Source organism: Desulfuromonas sp. CSMB_57 (genome assembly GCF_020194955.2).
GTDB lineage: Bacteria > Desulfobacterota > Desulfuromonadia > Desulfuromonadales > Syntrophotaleaceae > JAFCIY02.
This window is the reverse complement of sequence record NZ_JAFCIY020000023.1, coordinates 251,624-265,851: the sequence shown is the minus strand read 5'-3', so window position 1 is coordinate 265,851 and position 14,228 is coordinate 251,624. Positions and strand designations below refer to the sequence as shown.

The 14,228-nt window shown below is 50.7% G+C and carries 13 protein-coding genes; all 13 read left to right on the top strand.

The window, feature by feature from the left end:
- Nucleotides 1-10: 10 nt before the first annotated feature.
- The 13 genes from JQN68_RS07295 (at nt 11) to JQN68_RS07235 (ending at nt 14,226) form a co-directional block, all read left to right on the top strand.
- Nucleotides 11-2,503 carry a motility associated factor glycosyltransferase family protein gene (locus JQN68_RS07295; protein WP_225071649.1) on the top strand — a complete coding sequence of 831 codons (2,493 nt, stop codon included), beginning with the start codon at nt 11-13 and terminating at the stop codon, nt 2,501-2,503.
- A gap of 421 nt (nt 2,504-2,924) precedes the next feature.
- On the top strand, nt 2,925-3,995 hold the full coding sequence (pseB, locus tag JQN68_RS07290; RefSeq protein WP_225071650.1) for a UDP-N-acetylglucosamine 4,6-dehydratase (inverting): 1,071 nt from the start codon (nt 2,925-2,927) through the stop codon (nt 3,993-3,995).
- On the top strand, nt 3,956-5,095 hold the full coding sequence (pseC, locus tag JQN68_RS07285) for a UDP-4-amino-4,6-dideoxy-N-acetyl-beta-L-altrosamine transaminase (RefSeq protein ID WP_225071651.1): 1,140 nt from the start codon (nt 3,956-3,958) through the stop codon (nt 5,093-5,095). Before pseB ends, pseC begins: the two co-directional genes overlap by 40 nt.
- Nucleotides 5,092-5,952 (top strand): N-acetylneuraminate synthase family protein, encoded by an 861-nt coding sequence (locus JQN68_RS07280; protein WP_225071652.1) that lies wholly within the window; start codon nt 5,092-5,094, stop codon nt 5,950-5,952. The genes pseC and JQN68_RS07280 overlap by 4 nt, the downstream gene beginning before the upstream one ends.
- Nucleotides 5,945-6,745 (top strand): SDR family oxidoreductase, encoded by an 801-nt coding sequence (locus JQN68_RS07275; RefSeq protein ID WP_249621088.1) that lies wholly within the window; start codon nt 5,945-5,947, stop codon nt 6,743-6,745. The genes JQN68_RS07280 and JQN68_RS07275 overlap by 8 nt, the downstream gene beginning before the upstream one ends.
- Nucleotides 6,746-6,750: 5 nt before the next feature.
- Nucleotides 6,751-7,683 carry an aldo/keto reductase gene (locus tag JQN68_RS07270; protein ID WP_249621087.1) on the top strand — a complete coding sequence of 311 codons (933 nt, stop codon included), beginning with the start codon at nt 6,751-6,753 and terminating at the stop codon, nt 7,681-7,683.
- Complete coding sequence (locus JQN68_RS07265; protein ID WP_225071654.1) at nt 7,680-8,408, top strand: cytidylyltransferase domain-containing protein; 729 nt, start codon at nt 7,680-7,682, stop codon at nt 8,406-8,408. Before JQN68_RS07270 ends, JQN68_RS07265 begins: the two co-directional genes overlap by 4 nt.
- Complete coding sequence (locus JQN68_RS07260) at nt 8,408-9,454, top strand: PseG/SpsG family protein (RefSeq protein WP_225071655.1); 1,047 nt, start codon at nt 8,408-8,410, stop codon at nt 9,452-9,454. The genes JQN68_RS07265 and JQN68_RS07260 overlap by 1 nt, the downstream gene beginning before the upstream one ends.
- Nucleotides 9,447-10,139 (top strand): class I SAM-dependent methyltransferase, encoded by a 693-nt coding sequence (locus tag JQN68_RS07255; RefSeq protein WP_225071656.1) that lies wholly within the window; start codon nt 9,447-9,449, stop codon nt 10,137-10,139. The genes JQN68_RS07260 and JQN68_RS07255 overlap by 8 nt, the downstream gene beginning before the upstream one ends.
- 33 nt (nt 10,140-10,172) lie before the next feature.
- Nucleotides 10,173-10,367 (top strand): hypothetical protein, encoded by a 195-nt coding sequence (locus JQN68_RS07250; RefSeq protein WP_249621086.1) that lies wholly within the window; start codon nt 10,173-10,175, stop codon nt 10,365-10,367.
- 325 nt (nt 10,368-10,692) lie between these two features.
- Nucleotides 10,693-11,853: a class I SAM-dependent methyltransferase gene (locus JQN68_RS07245; protein WP_225071657.1), complete on the top strand. Its 1,161-nt coding sequence runs from the start codon at nt 10,693-10,695 to the stop codon at nt 11,851-11,853.
- Between the two features lie 69 nt (nt 11,854-11,922).
- Nucleotides 11,923-13,116: a polysaccharide pyruvyl transferase family protein gene (locus tag JQN68_RS07240; RefSeq protein WP_225071658.1), complete on the top strand. Its 1,194-nt coding sequence runs from the start codon at nt 11,923-11,925 to the stop codon at nt 13,114-13,116.
- A gap of 303 nt (nt 13,117-13,419) precedes the next feature.
- Nucleotides 13,420-14,226, top strand: coding sequence for a transketolase (locus JQN68_RS07235; RefSeq protein WP_225071659.1), 807 nt, complete (start codon nt 13,420-13,422; stop codon nt 14,224-14,226).
- Nucleotides 14,227-14,228: the final 2 nt, after the last annotated feature.

The following is a 14,228-nucleotide window of genomic DNA, read 5'->3' as shown; positions in this document are numbered from 1 at the left end:
AGAGGTTACCGTGGAATCCATCGCGCCCAACGATCTTGGTCCCATCGTCAGCAACGAATTCGGCGATCGTTACCTTTTTTCCATCAATCGCTACACGTTCCGGCAAACGGACGCCCACACCCTGTACAAGAAACAGTATGGCGATGGCATCTTCCAGGAAAACACCCTGCATATCCTGGTCGGCATGGATTCAGGTCTGCTCCTCCAATACCTCCACCGGATCGGCATTTCTCCGACATCCCGTTATGTCATAGTCGAACTGCCGAAAACCTTGGAACGGCTAAGGCAGGAAGGACTGCTCGACGCATCTCACGAGCGCGTCGCCTGCGTAACTGTTGACGAATTGCCGGCCATCGCCAAGAAGTTCGAGTTTGCCAACTATCTTTACACGGAAAAGATCAACATCTGGAAATCCTTTGCCGCGCTGGACGCCTTTCTGCCCGAATATGCCGAGTTGCACTTTGCGGCCAGGGATTTCATTGAAGCCTTTGCCTGGCAAATCAAGATCCAGCTAGGGAACGATGCCTTCATCGCCCGCCAACTGGAAAACCTCGCAGACAACCGCCACTCGGCGTCCTGTCTGATTGATCTTTTCGCGGGAAAAACTGCAGTACTGCTGGCGGGGGGACCTTCATTGGACCATATTCTTCCCTGGGTTCAGGAACACCGCTCGCAACTGGTCGTGCTTGCCGTCTCCCGCATCGCGAGGCGCCTGAAAGATGTCGGTTTAATCCCGGACATTTTTTTTTCCATCGATCCCCAGGAAGCCAGCTATGAGGTCAGTAAGGAAATGCTCTTTGGGGGCGAACGAACCTTGTTCGTCAACAGCTACCATGTCGTTCCGAGATTACTGAGCCAATGGCAGGGGCCTTCGGTTTTTGTCGGGCCCCGCTGGCCTTGGCCGGATGATGCCGACGAGATTTATCTGGACACTCCCGGACCCACGGTAACCAATACCGCTTTTGCGGTTGCTGTGGAAATGGGCTTTTCGCAAATCATTCTTGGCGGCGTGGATCTTTGTTTCAGCCCGCAGGGGGACTCCCACGCGCTCGGCAGTTATGAGCGACAGGCTGGCCCTCAGTTCGCCCTCTATGACACTCAAGTCGAAACCAATCTGGGGCAAAAAGCATTTACGACCCGGGCCATGGCTGAAGCGGTTACATCCTTTGCCCACCTGGCAACAATGGCTTTGGAAAAGGGTTGCAGAACCATCAACCCTGCTCCAACAGCAGCAATCATTCAGAATGTCGAGCATCTATCATTAGACAACCTGAGCTGGTCCCCCTTAGAACAACCTGCATGGGAAATAATTACCCAAGCTTTACCCTATGAAGATTGCCAAACTCGTATTGCTTACTATAAAAATACCCTTGAAAAACTGAATATTGCAGAAAAGGCGGTTAAAAAAATCAAAAAATTGGCTCAAAGTGGGCTCAAGTTCAATGATGGCCTGTTCGGCCGAAAAGGAATAAAATCTGATTTTAAATATAAGTACGCCATGGAAAAGATAGAAGACACTCTGCAACATCCTTCGTTTATCAACTACGCTACTGTTTTGAAAAAAGTCGGATTGCAGCATTTCATCAAAATTGCACGCCCCGATCAGGACAAGGAATGGAACGACCGTCAAATAGAAGAAACCGGCCGAATATATTATAAGGCTTATGAAGAAAGTGCTGAAACAATGCTGCAGTATTTGACTTTGGCAACTCATCGACTACAACTACGGTTAGCCGAAGAGAATCCTGATTCAGTACCAAGTTCCCTCTTCAAGGCTTGGGAAAAAGGTGGTGAAATCGGTCGCATCCTGATCTGGAAAAATCGCTGCGGGAAGGAGTTGCCAAATGAATCAGATGAAATTTCACTGCGTATCAAGGATTTGGAGTCCAGGTTCCGGAAAAGCTTGACCGAAAAGGCAGAATATCTTGCCGCAGGCTCAAAAGCCGGCAGCAGTCCCGAAATTGCCCATCATCGTATTCGATCGCTCTTTAATCATCGTGACAACGACACCTTATCAGGCCTTGTCAAGGGTATGGAAGGTTTAGAGCAAGAAGAAATGAAGCCTGTCTATTTTCTATCCTCCGGTTTTCTGGCTGAACTGGAAGGAGATTATGCAACCGCACTGGAGAAATATCAAAAAACACTCGAACTCGATTCAAATTCCATCAAAGAAGATGCCTTGAAAAGAATAGCTTCCCTGTCCCTAAAACTCGAAGATCTTGATAATTCATTTTTGGCACTGGATTGCTTGACGAACTTTTCTCCTCTATATTTCAAACAATATGGTGACCTTGCCAAAATAATGGGGAAAACCCATGTGGCCCTGGATGCTTATGCCGATTACCTGGAGCACTTTCCAAATGATTCTGTAGTTCTTCTAAAAGTGGGGCAACTTTACCAACAAGCAGGTGAAAATCGGTTTGCTTCAACAATCTATGAACACCTCCTGAAGATCGATCCCCATAACTCGATTGCCAAAGAGTTTCTTGCAACAATGAATTAGAGTGGCCATTCAAAAACCAGGAAAACAATTCTTTCAAAATATTGACCAAATAGGTATGCAAAATATCCAGAGATTCTATGATATTTCAGCATCTTGTTAAAATATAAAAAATTTCATATAAATTTGATTTTCGACCCTCTGTGATGCGACCATTTTCTTGACAAAATATTGACCATTTCATCGTATTTGATAGCCAAATCATGTCACGAAATGCCAATAGCAGGACATAACACCACTACCTTTCCCACAAAAAGCAGAACCGTTGAATTTCTAAACCCCCGATGACAGCATATTTGACTGCAGAGTTTCTGCATTTCTTGCCATCCTGGCTTCCTTATTGCAATAGACCCTCGCAATAACAGTTCAACCGGGCGCCAAAGCCGGATCGGATCATTCGATTTAATTCCGGAAGGAAAATCCCATGCTCAATGGCAAATGCGTGCTTATCACCGGCGGAACAGGTTCCTTCGGACGTGCGTTAACGCGCACCATCCTGGATCGCCACCCAGATATCCGCCGATTGGTAATCCTTTCCCGGGACGAACTGAAACAGTTCGAAATGGCCGAAGACTTCCCTCGCGAACGCTTTCCGCAGTTGCGGTTTTTTATCGGCGACGTGCGCGACAGCCATCGCCTGAAACGAGCCCTGGAAGGCGTTGACATCGTTGTCCACGCCGCCGCCATGAAACAGGTTCCGGCCGCCGAATATAACCCCTTCGAGTGCATCCAGACCAACGTCCTCGGCGCCCAGAACGTTATCGACGCCTGCTTCGACACTCAGGTGAAACGAGTGGTCGCCCTGTCCACGGACAAGGCCGCCGGACCCATCAACCTGTATGGCGCTACCAAGCTTTGTTCCGACAAGCTGTTCGTGGCCGCCAACAACATGCGCGGCAGCCGAGACATCCGCCTCTCGGTGGTTCGATACGGCAATGTCATGGGCAGCCGCGGCAGCGTCATCCCTTTCTTTCTGAAAAAGAAGCAGGCCGGCGAGCCCTTGCCCATTACCGATGAACGCATGACCCGTTTCAACATCAGCCTGCAGGAAGGCGTCGACCTGGTTCTTCGTGCTTTGGAGGATATGTGGGGCGGCGAAATATTCGTTCCCAAAATCCCCAGCTATCGCATCACGGATGTGGCCAAAGCCATCGCCCCCGAGCTTCCTACCCGTATCGTCGGCATCCGCCCCGGAGAGAAAATCCACGAGGAAATGATCACCGAAACCGATGCTTACAACACCATCGAACTCGAGGATTATTTCGTCATCCTGCCCTCCATGAAGCTCTGGGACGTCGATGCATTCATGGCTCATTTCAATGGCCGGCCCTGCCCGGAGGGCTTCCGCTATTGCAGCGGCACCAACACCCGCTGGCTGAGCGTGGAGGAATTGCGCGCCCTGACCCAGTCCTTCATCTGCTCCAAAGGCCAAAAAGACCAGGAAGCGTCGACCTCATGGACCAGCCCTTCATTCCCTATGGCCGCCAGCATATAGACGAAGAGGACATCGCCGCCGTCGTCGAAGTACTGCGCTCGGACTGGCTGACCACCGGCCCGGCCGTGGAACGCTTCGAGGAGGCGGTGGCCGCAACCGTCTCCGCCCCTTACGGCGTGGCCCTGTGCAACGGCACCGCGGCCCTGCACGCCACCATGTTTGCCTTGGGCGTCTGCCCCGGCGACGAAGTGATCGTCCCGCCCATGACCTTTGCCGCCACCGCCAACGCCGTCCTCTATCAGGGTGCACGGCCGGTATTCGCCGACGTCCATCCCGACACCCTGCTTCTTGATGCCGCGGCCGTGGAAAGTCTTATCACCGGCCGCACCCGGGCCATTATCGCCGTGGATTACGCCGGCCAGCCTTGCGACTATGACGCCCTGCGCGCCGTCGCCGACCGTTACGGCCTGAAGTTGGTCGCCGATGCCTGCCATTCCCTCGGTGCCGCCTGGCGCGGCCGCCCCTGCGGCGCCCTGGCCGACGCGACGGTGTTCAGCTTTCATCCCGTGAAGCCGGTGACCACGGGCGAAGGAGGCATGGTCGTCACCGGCGATGCTCATCTTGCGCAACGCCTGCGCACCTTTCGCAATCACGGCATCGGCAGCGATCATCGGCAACGGGCCGCAACCGGCGCCTGGCACTACCAGATGCTGCACCTCGGGTTCAACTATCGCCTGACGGACATACAGGCCGCCCTGGGTCTGGCACAACTGTCCAAACTGCCGCGCTTCACCAATCTGCGCCGCGACATTGCTGCACGTTATGATGCCGCCTTTAGCGATCATTCTCAGATATGGCCTCTCACCTGCCGGCCCGAAGCCAAACATGGTTACCACCTCTATGTGGTGCGGGTACCGCAACGCGACCGGGTATTCCAAAGGCTGCGTCAGTCTGGTATCGGCGCCAATGTTCATTATGTTCCCGTCCATTTCCACCCCTACTACCGGCAGCATCTCGGCACCGGGGAAGGTTTGTGTCCCAGCGCCGAGACTGCCTATCAGGAAATTCTGTCCCTGCCCATCTTTCCGGATCTCAGCACCGCTGATCAGGAACGCGTCATCAACGCCCTGTACGCGGCTGTTACCGAGGAGAACCCATGAAACCGGCCTTCATCGCCGAGGTGTCAAGCAACCACCACCGCGACCTCCAGCGCTGCCTAAATTTTATCGACTGTTCGGCCGACATAGGTTGCTGGGGGGTAAAGTTCCAGCTGTTTCGCATCGACGAACTGTTTGCCCCGGAAATCCTGGCCAACAGCGAACTGCATCGCCGGCGCCGTAACTGGGAACTCCCCGATGACTTCATCCCCCAGTTGGCCCGCCACTGCCGCCGGCGTGGCATAGCCTTCGGTTGCACGCCGTTTTACCTGCAGGCCATCGAGGTCCTGGCGCCGCATGTCGATTTTTTCAAGATCGCGTCCTATGAACTTCTGTGGACCGAGCTTCTGCAAAATTGTGCAGCCACCGGCAAGCCGGTGATTCTTTCCACGGGCATGGCCACCATGGATGAAATTGGCGATGCGGTAAAATGCCTGAAAAGTTCAGGCTGTACAGACCTTACCTTGCTGCATTGCGTTTCCAGCTATCCCTCCCCCGCCGCCGAATGCAACCTGGCGGCCATGGAGACCCTGCGTAATGCCTTTGGCTGCAAGGTCGGCTGGTCGGATCACAGCGTATCGCCGGGGGTGATCAGCCGAGCCGTACATCGCTGGCAGGCTTCCATGATCGAATTTCATCTCGATCTGGACAGTCAGGGCGAAGAATTTTCGTCCGGCCACTGCTGGCTGCCCGAGCAGATGGGACAAGTTATCCGGGACATGGAACAGGGTCTGTGCGCGGACGGCGACGGCCACAAACATCCGGTGGCCAGCGAATTGCCGGACCGTGAATGGCGGGCCGATCCATCGGATGGCCTTCGACCTTTCAAACATCTTCGACAAGGATATGGTCATGCCTGAAATGCAACAAGGCAGGCCCGTCAAGGATCTTTTCTGCCTTAAAGGGCGCGTGGCACTGGTCACCGGCGGCACCGGCAACGGCTACGGATCCCAGGCCGTGGCTGCGCTGGCGGAGGCCGGCGCGACGGTGTTCATCACCTCCCGCGACCAGCTCCGGGCACAGCAAACGGCTGCAATCCTGCGCGACAAGGGCCTGGATGTTCGCGGCCTGGCCCTCGATCTGGAAAGTGAACCAAGCATTGCCCAAGTTGTCGAGACCCTTGTCGGTGAAACCGGACGCATCGACATTTTGGTCAACAACGCCTGCAGCAATCACTTTGAATCATTCGAAACCATTTCACTGCAGGACTGGAACCAGGTACTGGCGGTCAACATGACCGGCACCATGCTGATCTCGCGGGCCACCGCCCCTCACATGTTGAAAAACGACGGTGGAGTCATGGTCAATCTCTCCAGCATTTACGGTGTGGTGGCCCCCGACCAACGCATTTACGGTGAGAGCGGCACCAACAGTCCCTTGGTGTACGGCATGACCAAAGCCGCCCTCATCCAGATGACGCGCTATCTGGCAACCTTCTGGGCACCCCGAATCCGGGTGAACTGTCTGACCCCCGGCGGTCTGTTCAACCACCAGGATGAGCAGTTCATCGGCCAGTATGTAGCCAAGACGCCCCTCGGCCGCATGGCCGGGGCCGACGATCTGAAAGGGGCGATCCTGTTCCTGGCCTCGGACGCATCGGCGTGGGTGACCGGCCAGAACCTCGTGGTGGACGGCGGTTGGACGGCATGGTGACCGCCATGGAATACCTGGAAATTCCTCGAGCCGGACTGCGCGTCTCCCGCATCGCCCTGGGCACCGTGGAATTCGGCATGGAATATGGCCTCTGCGCCCCCGGCAAAATCAACCGCCCCCAGGCGGCCGAGGCCGAAGCCATTCTCGGAACCGCGCTGGAACATGGCATCACTCTTCTGGATACGGCCCCGGCCTACGGCGAAAGCGAAATTTTCCTGGGCAAGGCCCTACAGGGATTGGGGCAACCCGAAGTCCATATCGCCACCAAGATCGGCCCCTTCGGCGAGGATGCCATCCGCGCCGATGCGGTGAGACAGAGCCTGGAACGCAGTCTTCGCAACCTGGGCCGCGAGCGCCTCGATCTGGTACAGATTCATAATGCAACCGCAAGCCAGCTGTTCAATTCGCCCCTGCTGGAGATTCTGGCGCAGGCCCGCGAACAGGGGACGATCGGCGCCGTCGGGGCTTCGGTCTATGGCGAAGAGGCGGCACTGGCGGCTTTGAACCATCCGGACATCGCCACCCTGCAGATCGCCTACAATCTTCTGGACCAGCGCATGGCCGACCGGGTGCTACCTGCCGCCAAAACCCGCGGCATTGCCGTTTTGGGCCGGTCGGTCTTTTTGAAAGGAGCTCTGACCTCGCGCCGCCGGTATCTACCGGAGAGATTGAACAAGCTCAAGGAACATGCCGAAACCGCCGCCAACTGGGCAGAGCACCATGCCCTTACCCTACCTGAGGCGGCCCTACGCTTTTGCCTGGCGGAAGAAGCTCCGGGTTCGGTGCTGATCGGCGTATCCTCGCTGCCGGAGCTGCAGGCTGCCTTGGCCGTGGCCGGCCGTGGTCCTTTGTCGGCCGAGCAACATGCCGAAGCAGCCGGACTCGCCGTAGCCGAGGAAGAAATAATCGACCCACGCTTTTGGGGGATAAACGGATGACCAACCCTGCCACCGCCACTCCGAAAAAGGTTGTTGCCATCATTCAGGCCCGCATGGGCTCGAGTCGGCTGCCGGGCAAAATGATGGAACCGATTATGGGGCAACCGCTCATGTATCACATTATCGCCCGCGCTTTGCAAATCCGTTGCGCCCAAGCGGTCTACCTCGCCACCACCGACCAACCCATCGATGATCCGCTGGTGGAAATTGCAGAGGCCATGGGGTTGAAGGTGGTAAGAGGCTCCGAAGACAACGTCATGCAGCGATTCTTCCTCGCCATCGATGATGCCGACGCCGATTACATCATTCGCATTTGCGGCGATGCGCCCCTATTCGACCCGGATTTCATGGATCAAACCACGGCTGCCATCGTGGATCAGGAGGCGGACTGCATCCGCCCGACCTGCAATGGACCTTCGGCCTATCAGGGTGCGGGCCCCATCTCGCGCCGAGCGTTGGAATGGTCACGCAAGGTTGCGCCGGACGATCCCCGTACCTACGAACATGTCACGGCTTACGCTTACGATCACATGGACCGGTTGAAAACCGTGCCGTTCCATATCGCCCCGGACTTTCAGGGGGAATATAAATTATCCATCGACACTCCGGCCGATCTTGAATTCTTCCGTGACCTTTATGCGCATTTATATAAACCCGGAAAGATCGTATCGCTGGAAGAAGCCGTGCAATTTATTAAACAATCAAAACCGGTGACGATAGGCTGATGTGCATTTTGACACCTCAAAACAATATGGACATCCTGATCCGGTGTGATGGTTCCGCCCAACTCGGTCTGGGACATATCATTCGCTGTTTAGCTCTGGCGTGCGAACTGCGTGATACGCACCAGATGCAGATCGGGTTTGCCACGATGCGCAGCGACGTAGCCGAAACCCTGATCACACGGGAAAATTTTCCCGTGTTTATAAAACCGGACGATTTTGAGGAAGCTCAGTGGATCGACTCCCTCCTGACAAACCAGTCCCCCAAAGGTTTGATCCTGGATATTCGCACTGAACTTTCCGCTTGCGAATTGCTTCGCTGGCGCAATTCCGGGATAACGGTCGCGGTTATCGATGATCCCAGCGACCGTCGTCAGGCTTCCAATCTTGCCTTCTATCCGCCGGTGCCCCAAATGACCAATGCTGATTGGAGCACATTCACCGGGCAAGCCTTTATCGGATGGGACTATATTCTGCTACGAAAAGAATTCAGCCATCCCCGGCTTCGCCCAAAGAACCCGATTCCGGTGTTGCTTGTTACCATGGGAGGGAGTGATCCTGGAGGGCTGACCATATTGTCCCTAAACGCATTGAGGCAACTGGATGAGGAGTTTCGTGTCAAAGTCGTGTTGGGTCGAGCGTTTATGCATAATGAGGAACTCGATCACATGCTATCTGAGTTGTCGGATAAGTACGAGTTCCTTAAAGATGTGACCGACATGCCATCATTAATGGCCCGTTGCGACTTCGCCATTGCAGCATTTGGCGGCACTGCCTACGAACTTGCAGCGGTTAATGTACCATCCATTCTTCTTGGGTTGACGCTTGACCATGCACGTTCAGCCGAGGCATTGGACAATGCTGGCATGGCCATCAATATGGGATATTACCAACACATATTGACCGAAAATCTGGCGACCACTATACGCTCCCTACTAAAGTCAACACATCGACAATTACGCATGTCCTCAGCCTGTAATACATTGGATGGCTTAGGTGCAAAGAGAATTGCCCGCATTATTTTTGAAAGGATCAATTTTCATGTCTGAGCACCGACAGTGGCAACAACACCTTGGTCTTTTAATAGACACGAAGGATGGCTTCGATATTATCGATTGTTCGGCCTGTGGTTTCCGACATATAGTGCCTATCCCCACCGACGAGGAACTTGAAAATATATACCGTAACGAATATTACAGTATTGAAAAGCCCATGTGCTTGGAAGGAATTGCACGCGACCTATCGTGGTGGAATCTGGTATTCCAGGATCGTTATGAAGAATTCGAACGCTTACTTCCTCCCGGGCGTCGTCGCCTGCTGGATGTCGGCGCCGGATCCGGATTTTTTCTTCAACATGGCCAACAGCAGGGATGGGATGTAAACGGCATCGAACCATCAAAGGAGGCCGCTACCCATGCTCGGAACCTCGGCCTTGATATCTATGAAGGCATGCTGGATAAAACCAGTGCGAAAAATTTGGGTCCTTACGATGTCGTGCACTTAAACAACGTTATGGAACATATTCCAGATCCCACGGAAATGCTGAATATTTGCCACGACTTGCTCGATCCTGACGGCATCCTCTGTGTAGGCGTACCAAACGACTACAGTCCATTTCAACAGGCCCTGCACAAAACCTGCGGTTATGAGCCTTGGTGGGTCACGACGCCATATCATATTAATTATTTTAATTTGGACAGCCTACACAGCATCATGGAACGCAATGGATTCTAGATTTTCCTGCGCGAAGCAACCTTCCCAATCGATATGTTTTTACTGATGGGGGACAACTATATCGGCGACAATACGCTGGGACGGGCCTGCCATGTCAAACGAATGACCTTTGAGCGTAATCTTGCAGCAGCAGGTCTCAACGGTATCAAACGGAAGATGTACCAGTCTCTGGCGGAATTGGGGTTGGGACGCGAGATCGTACTATTTGGACAAAAACGTAAAAAATAAGCCTTTTTCGCAGAATTTTCACTGTGGATACGTTCCATGGTCCCTGTTCGAATCGCGGCAACACACAAGGTTACCAGACTAAATACCTACATATCACGTCGCTCCGGTGTCTAAAAAACCGATGGTACACGGCTAAAAAAAAATTAGGATTCAGATCATGCCACGAATATGGGGACTATAAAAAAAGAATGCTAACTTGTTCTTGAAACGTGGGGACAAATTTTTACTATTGTGGTCAAAAAAAAGTCGAAATATAAGTTGTGTCGTTTAGGGAGAGAAAATTCTTTTAATATTCCATTACTATTGCAGACAATTGGGAACTACAATGATAAGACGTTGCGCCTTATGTTCATCTACACTTCAAATTCTTGCGCAGGATCAATGGCATATTCCTGGTTTGGGTAAGAAAATCATTGGATTTTCCCACTGTCCGGATTGCGGTATGATACAGCAAAGCCCAACGGTAACTCCGGATGAAATGACGCATTTCTATAAAACCACTGCAGTCTACAATTGTTTTTCTGACAACTATAAGCCGACTGAGGAGAAAATAATTAGCGTTACACGCAACATTAACGACCTACTTGGACTCGCCGGAAACGTGCCAAAAACGGTTTTTCAGGTGGGATGCTCTGATGGATATACCCTCAGTCGTTATCAGGAAGCAGGAGCTGACTCTGTATTAGGGATTGATCCTAGTGAGTTCAACCGAAAGATAGCCAAAATTTTTTATAACATCGATTCAGTCTGTATGGAGTTTGAAGAATTTGAAACAGATCAACGCTACGATCTTGCAATTCTTACTCATGTTCTTGAACATCTCTATGATCCAAAATTAATTTTGACGAAATGCAATGAGTTCCTCCATCCAGGTGGGTGGTTGCTCGCAGAAGTCCCCCTTTTGGAGAAAGAAGAATATTTTCCAACCGGATACCTGTCATTTGAACATATAAATTATTTCACAGCTGACTTATTCACTCAGATGATCGAGGCATGCGGTTTCGAGATACAATTACAGACTAAATTATACAAAGCCTGTCGTTACCCCGTTGTGACCGTTATTGCTAAAAAATTTAAAAGTCCTAACTTTCAGTATAAATATCGCCAAGACAGAAACAGCGCAGGAGTTATTAATAGATTTTTGAATTTCGATAAGTCGGAATGGTTGCGGATAAACAATCATTTATTGAAAAACATAAAAATAGGTTCAGACATTTTTTTATGGGGGGCCGGCATCCATACGAGCCAGCTATTATGTAATACAGATATTAAGAAAAACTACAACATTAGGTATATGCTTGATAACAGCGAGACCAAGTGGGGAAAAGAAATAGCCAACATTGAGTGTCGAAAACCAAGCTTAAATATTTTTAAAAATGGTGACATTGTAGTTATTTCCACGCGCGCCTCTGAAGAAGAGGTGTATCAGGCCCTATACAATCAATATGGGGATACCATAGAATTGATAAAGCTTTATAATTTGTAAGCAGAAAAAATTTCAATTCAATCGAATCGGAAATGGAATTTTTCAATCCTAACTTCGGAGAAGATCGACATGAGTAGGCCTTATTTCGTCTTGGCCGGTGGATATGATACCAAAAACGTTGGCGACTACGCCATGTTATCCTTTTTGCAAAGTATCCTTGATAATCGTGGATACGATGTAAAAATTCTTTCACGCCACCGCCATCAACACCTAGTTGATACTTATAGCGCATCAGAATTGATTGATAATTTTGAGTTTAATACCCGTGCCGAAAGCCTGGGAAAATTTTTCAATGGATTCAACTATGCGGACAACCCAGAGCATCTTCACAGGTTGCGCCAGCAATTGGAAGGGTCGAAGGGTTTAATTATCGGCGGTGGAAGATTACTTATCGACTTCAGCCTTGATGTAATGCGGGGCCCATTGATGTACTTCGCCACCTTGGTAACTTTGTGTCGGTTTTTAAATATTCCCGTTTATATCTATGCGATGACCATCGTGCCTAACAAAACGCGCGAAGGCGAGATGTGGCTTCGGTATATTGTCGACAATTCCGTACGCGTAGCAGTAAGGGATGAAGGTTCATCAAAATGCCTGCTGTTGGCTGGTTGCAATCAAAAAAACATTACAATTTTACCTGACCCTGCCTACGGTCTGGATTGGAGAAGAAACGAAGAGCCCAACACCACCATGCGTGCGGGACTTACCGTCAGATTAATCAACAACCGATGGGGAGGGGTGCCTGAGGAAGTATATCTTAAAAATATGGCAACGGTAGTCCGTTTGCTTCAAGAACGGAACGTGGAAGTGATTGGCATTCCACACCAATACTATGGCATAGATAATCCCAACTATGATGATCGAACAATTTTTGAAAAAATAAACAAGCTAATTTCGTTTCAGTATATTGATTATGAAATTTTAGATATTAGAGATTACGAAAAATTATATCGAAGTTTAAGGCTTTTGGTAGGTATTCGACGTCACTCTTTCGTATTCGCAGCACTAGCCGGTGTTCCAATTTTTCCTTTTTCAGAAAACCCAAATGCTTCGAGAGTTTGCGAAGAACTTGACACCATAAAGCCGCTTTCGTTAGATTGTGACTTAGAAATTCTTCCAAAAAACCTGGACATTTTTCTCGATAACTTAGATCAACACTTGCTTAGACAGGACATGGCATTAAATAATTCCTCCTTTAATCTACAAGAGCGCTACGCAAATTGGTTATTCTGTGAAGCAGAAGTTACCAGAGATATAATATAAGAAACTTAAAACAAAAATTTTTAAATAATTTATATTTTTTTATTTTTTCAAACTACCCTAGTAGCTTCCTCACACTTCGTTCGTTTCCGATGTTTCTGCTCTTTAATATTTTTAAAGTAGTAATTTATGAGGCAGAAGCCAGTGAAATTTGGATTAAACCTAGATGGTCTGTACTGATATAAAAAATATGCGGAACAAGTTGCTCACTAGAGGGTAACCTAAATTGAATTTTATTGAATTATTTTTTGTCGAATAATTTTCGTTTTCGTGATTTTTTAACAATTGATAAAAGAGAGAGGGATCATGATTGATTTGCATAATTGCGCCCGAAAGATTCGTAAACTAGCCATTGAGGCAATTTATCATGCCCGCTCCGGCCACCCCGGTGGCAGTCTGTCCGTAGCAGATATCCTTGCCGTACTCTATTTCCGTGAAATGCAGGTAGATCCCGCCAATCCTTTCTGGCCGGAACGAGATCGACTTGTGCTGGCAAAAGGCCACGCCTGCCCCGCTCTCTATGCAGCCTTGGCGCTTAAGGGTTTTTTTCCCCCAAAAGAAACCATCGGTTTGCGAAAGATCGATCACTTTCTTGAAGGACACCCAGATGTACGCATTCCCGGAGTTGATGCTCCTTCTGGGTCTCTAGGCATGGGCCTATCACAGGGATTGGGCATGGCGCTCGGGTCTCGCTATACGGGGAGGAATTTCCGCACCTATGTCATTTTAGGAGATGGAGACATGCAAGAAGGCAGCACTTGGGAAGCCTTCATGGCGGCCGGCCATCACAAGGTAGGGTCACTAACCGCTATCCTCGATTCAAATGGCCTACAGGGAGAAGATACGGTGGCAAACCAGATGAACTTTTCTCCGCTAGCCCCCAAGTTATCCTGCTTTGGATGGCAGGTCCTGGAAGTAGACGGGCACGACATGGGGCAGCTTTGCTCCGCTCTTGACAGCGCCAGAGAATCTGCGGATAAGCCATCGTTCATCCTGGCCCACACAACCAAGGGCAAGGGTGTACCTTTTATGGAAAATCAACAGATATGGCATGGCAGTTCCACCCTCACCGATGAGCAATTGCATCAATCGCTGCACGCTTTGGAGGCTTAGTG

Coding starts and splice junctions, on each gene's coding strand:
- pseB (WP_225071650.1), top strand. CDS start 2,925: ATGCTCAATGGCAAATGCGTGCTTATCACCGGCGGAACAGGTTCCTTC.
- pseC (WP_225071651.1), top strand. CDS start 3,956: ATGGACCAGCCCTTCATTCCCTATGGCCGCCAGCATATAGACGAAGAG.
- JQN68_RS07280 (WP_225071652.1), top strand. CDS start 5,092: ATGAAACCGGCCTTCATCGCCGAGGTGTCAAGCAACCACCACCGCGAC.
- JQN68_RS07275 (WP_249621088.1), top strand. CDS start 5,945: ATGCCTGAAATGCAACAAGGCAGGCCCGTCAAGGATCTTTTCTGCCTT.
- JQN68_RS07270 (WP_249621087.1), top strand. CDS start 6,751: ATGGAATACCTGGAAATTCCTCGAGCCGGACTGCGCGTCTCCCGCATC.
- JQN68_RS07265 (WP_225071654.1), top strand. CDS start 7,680: ATGACCAACCCTGCCACCGCCACTCCGAAAAAGGTTGTTGCCATCATT.
- JQN68_RS07260 (WP_225071655.1), top strand. CDS start 8,408: ATGTGCATTTTGACACCTCAAAACAATATGGACATCCTGATCCGGTGT.
- JQN68_RS07255 (WP_225071656.1), top strand. CDS start 9,447: ATGTCTGAGCACCGACAGTGGCAACAACACCTTGGTCTTTTAATAGAC.
- JQN68_RS07250 (WP_249621086.1), top strand. CDS start 10,173: ATGTTTTTACTGATGGGGGACAACTATATCGGCGACAATACGCTGGGA.
- JQN68_RS07245 (WP_225071657.1), top strand. CDS start 10,693: ATGATAAGACGTTGCGCCTTATGTTCATCTACACTTCAAATTCTTGCG.
- JQN68_RS07240 (WP_225071658.1), top strand. CDS start 11,923: ATGAGTAGGCCTTATTTCGTCTTGGCCGGTGGATATGATACCAAAAAC.
- JQN68_RS07235 (WP_225071659.1), top strand. CDS start 13,420: ATGATTGATTTGCATAATTGCGCCCGAAAGATTCGTAAACTAGCCATT.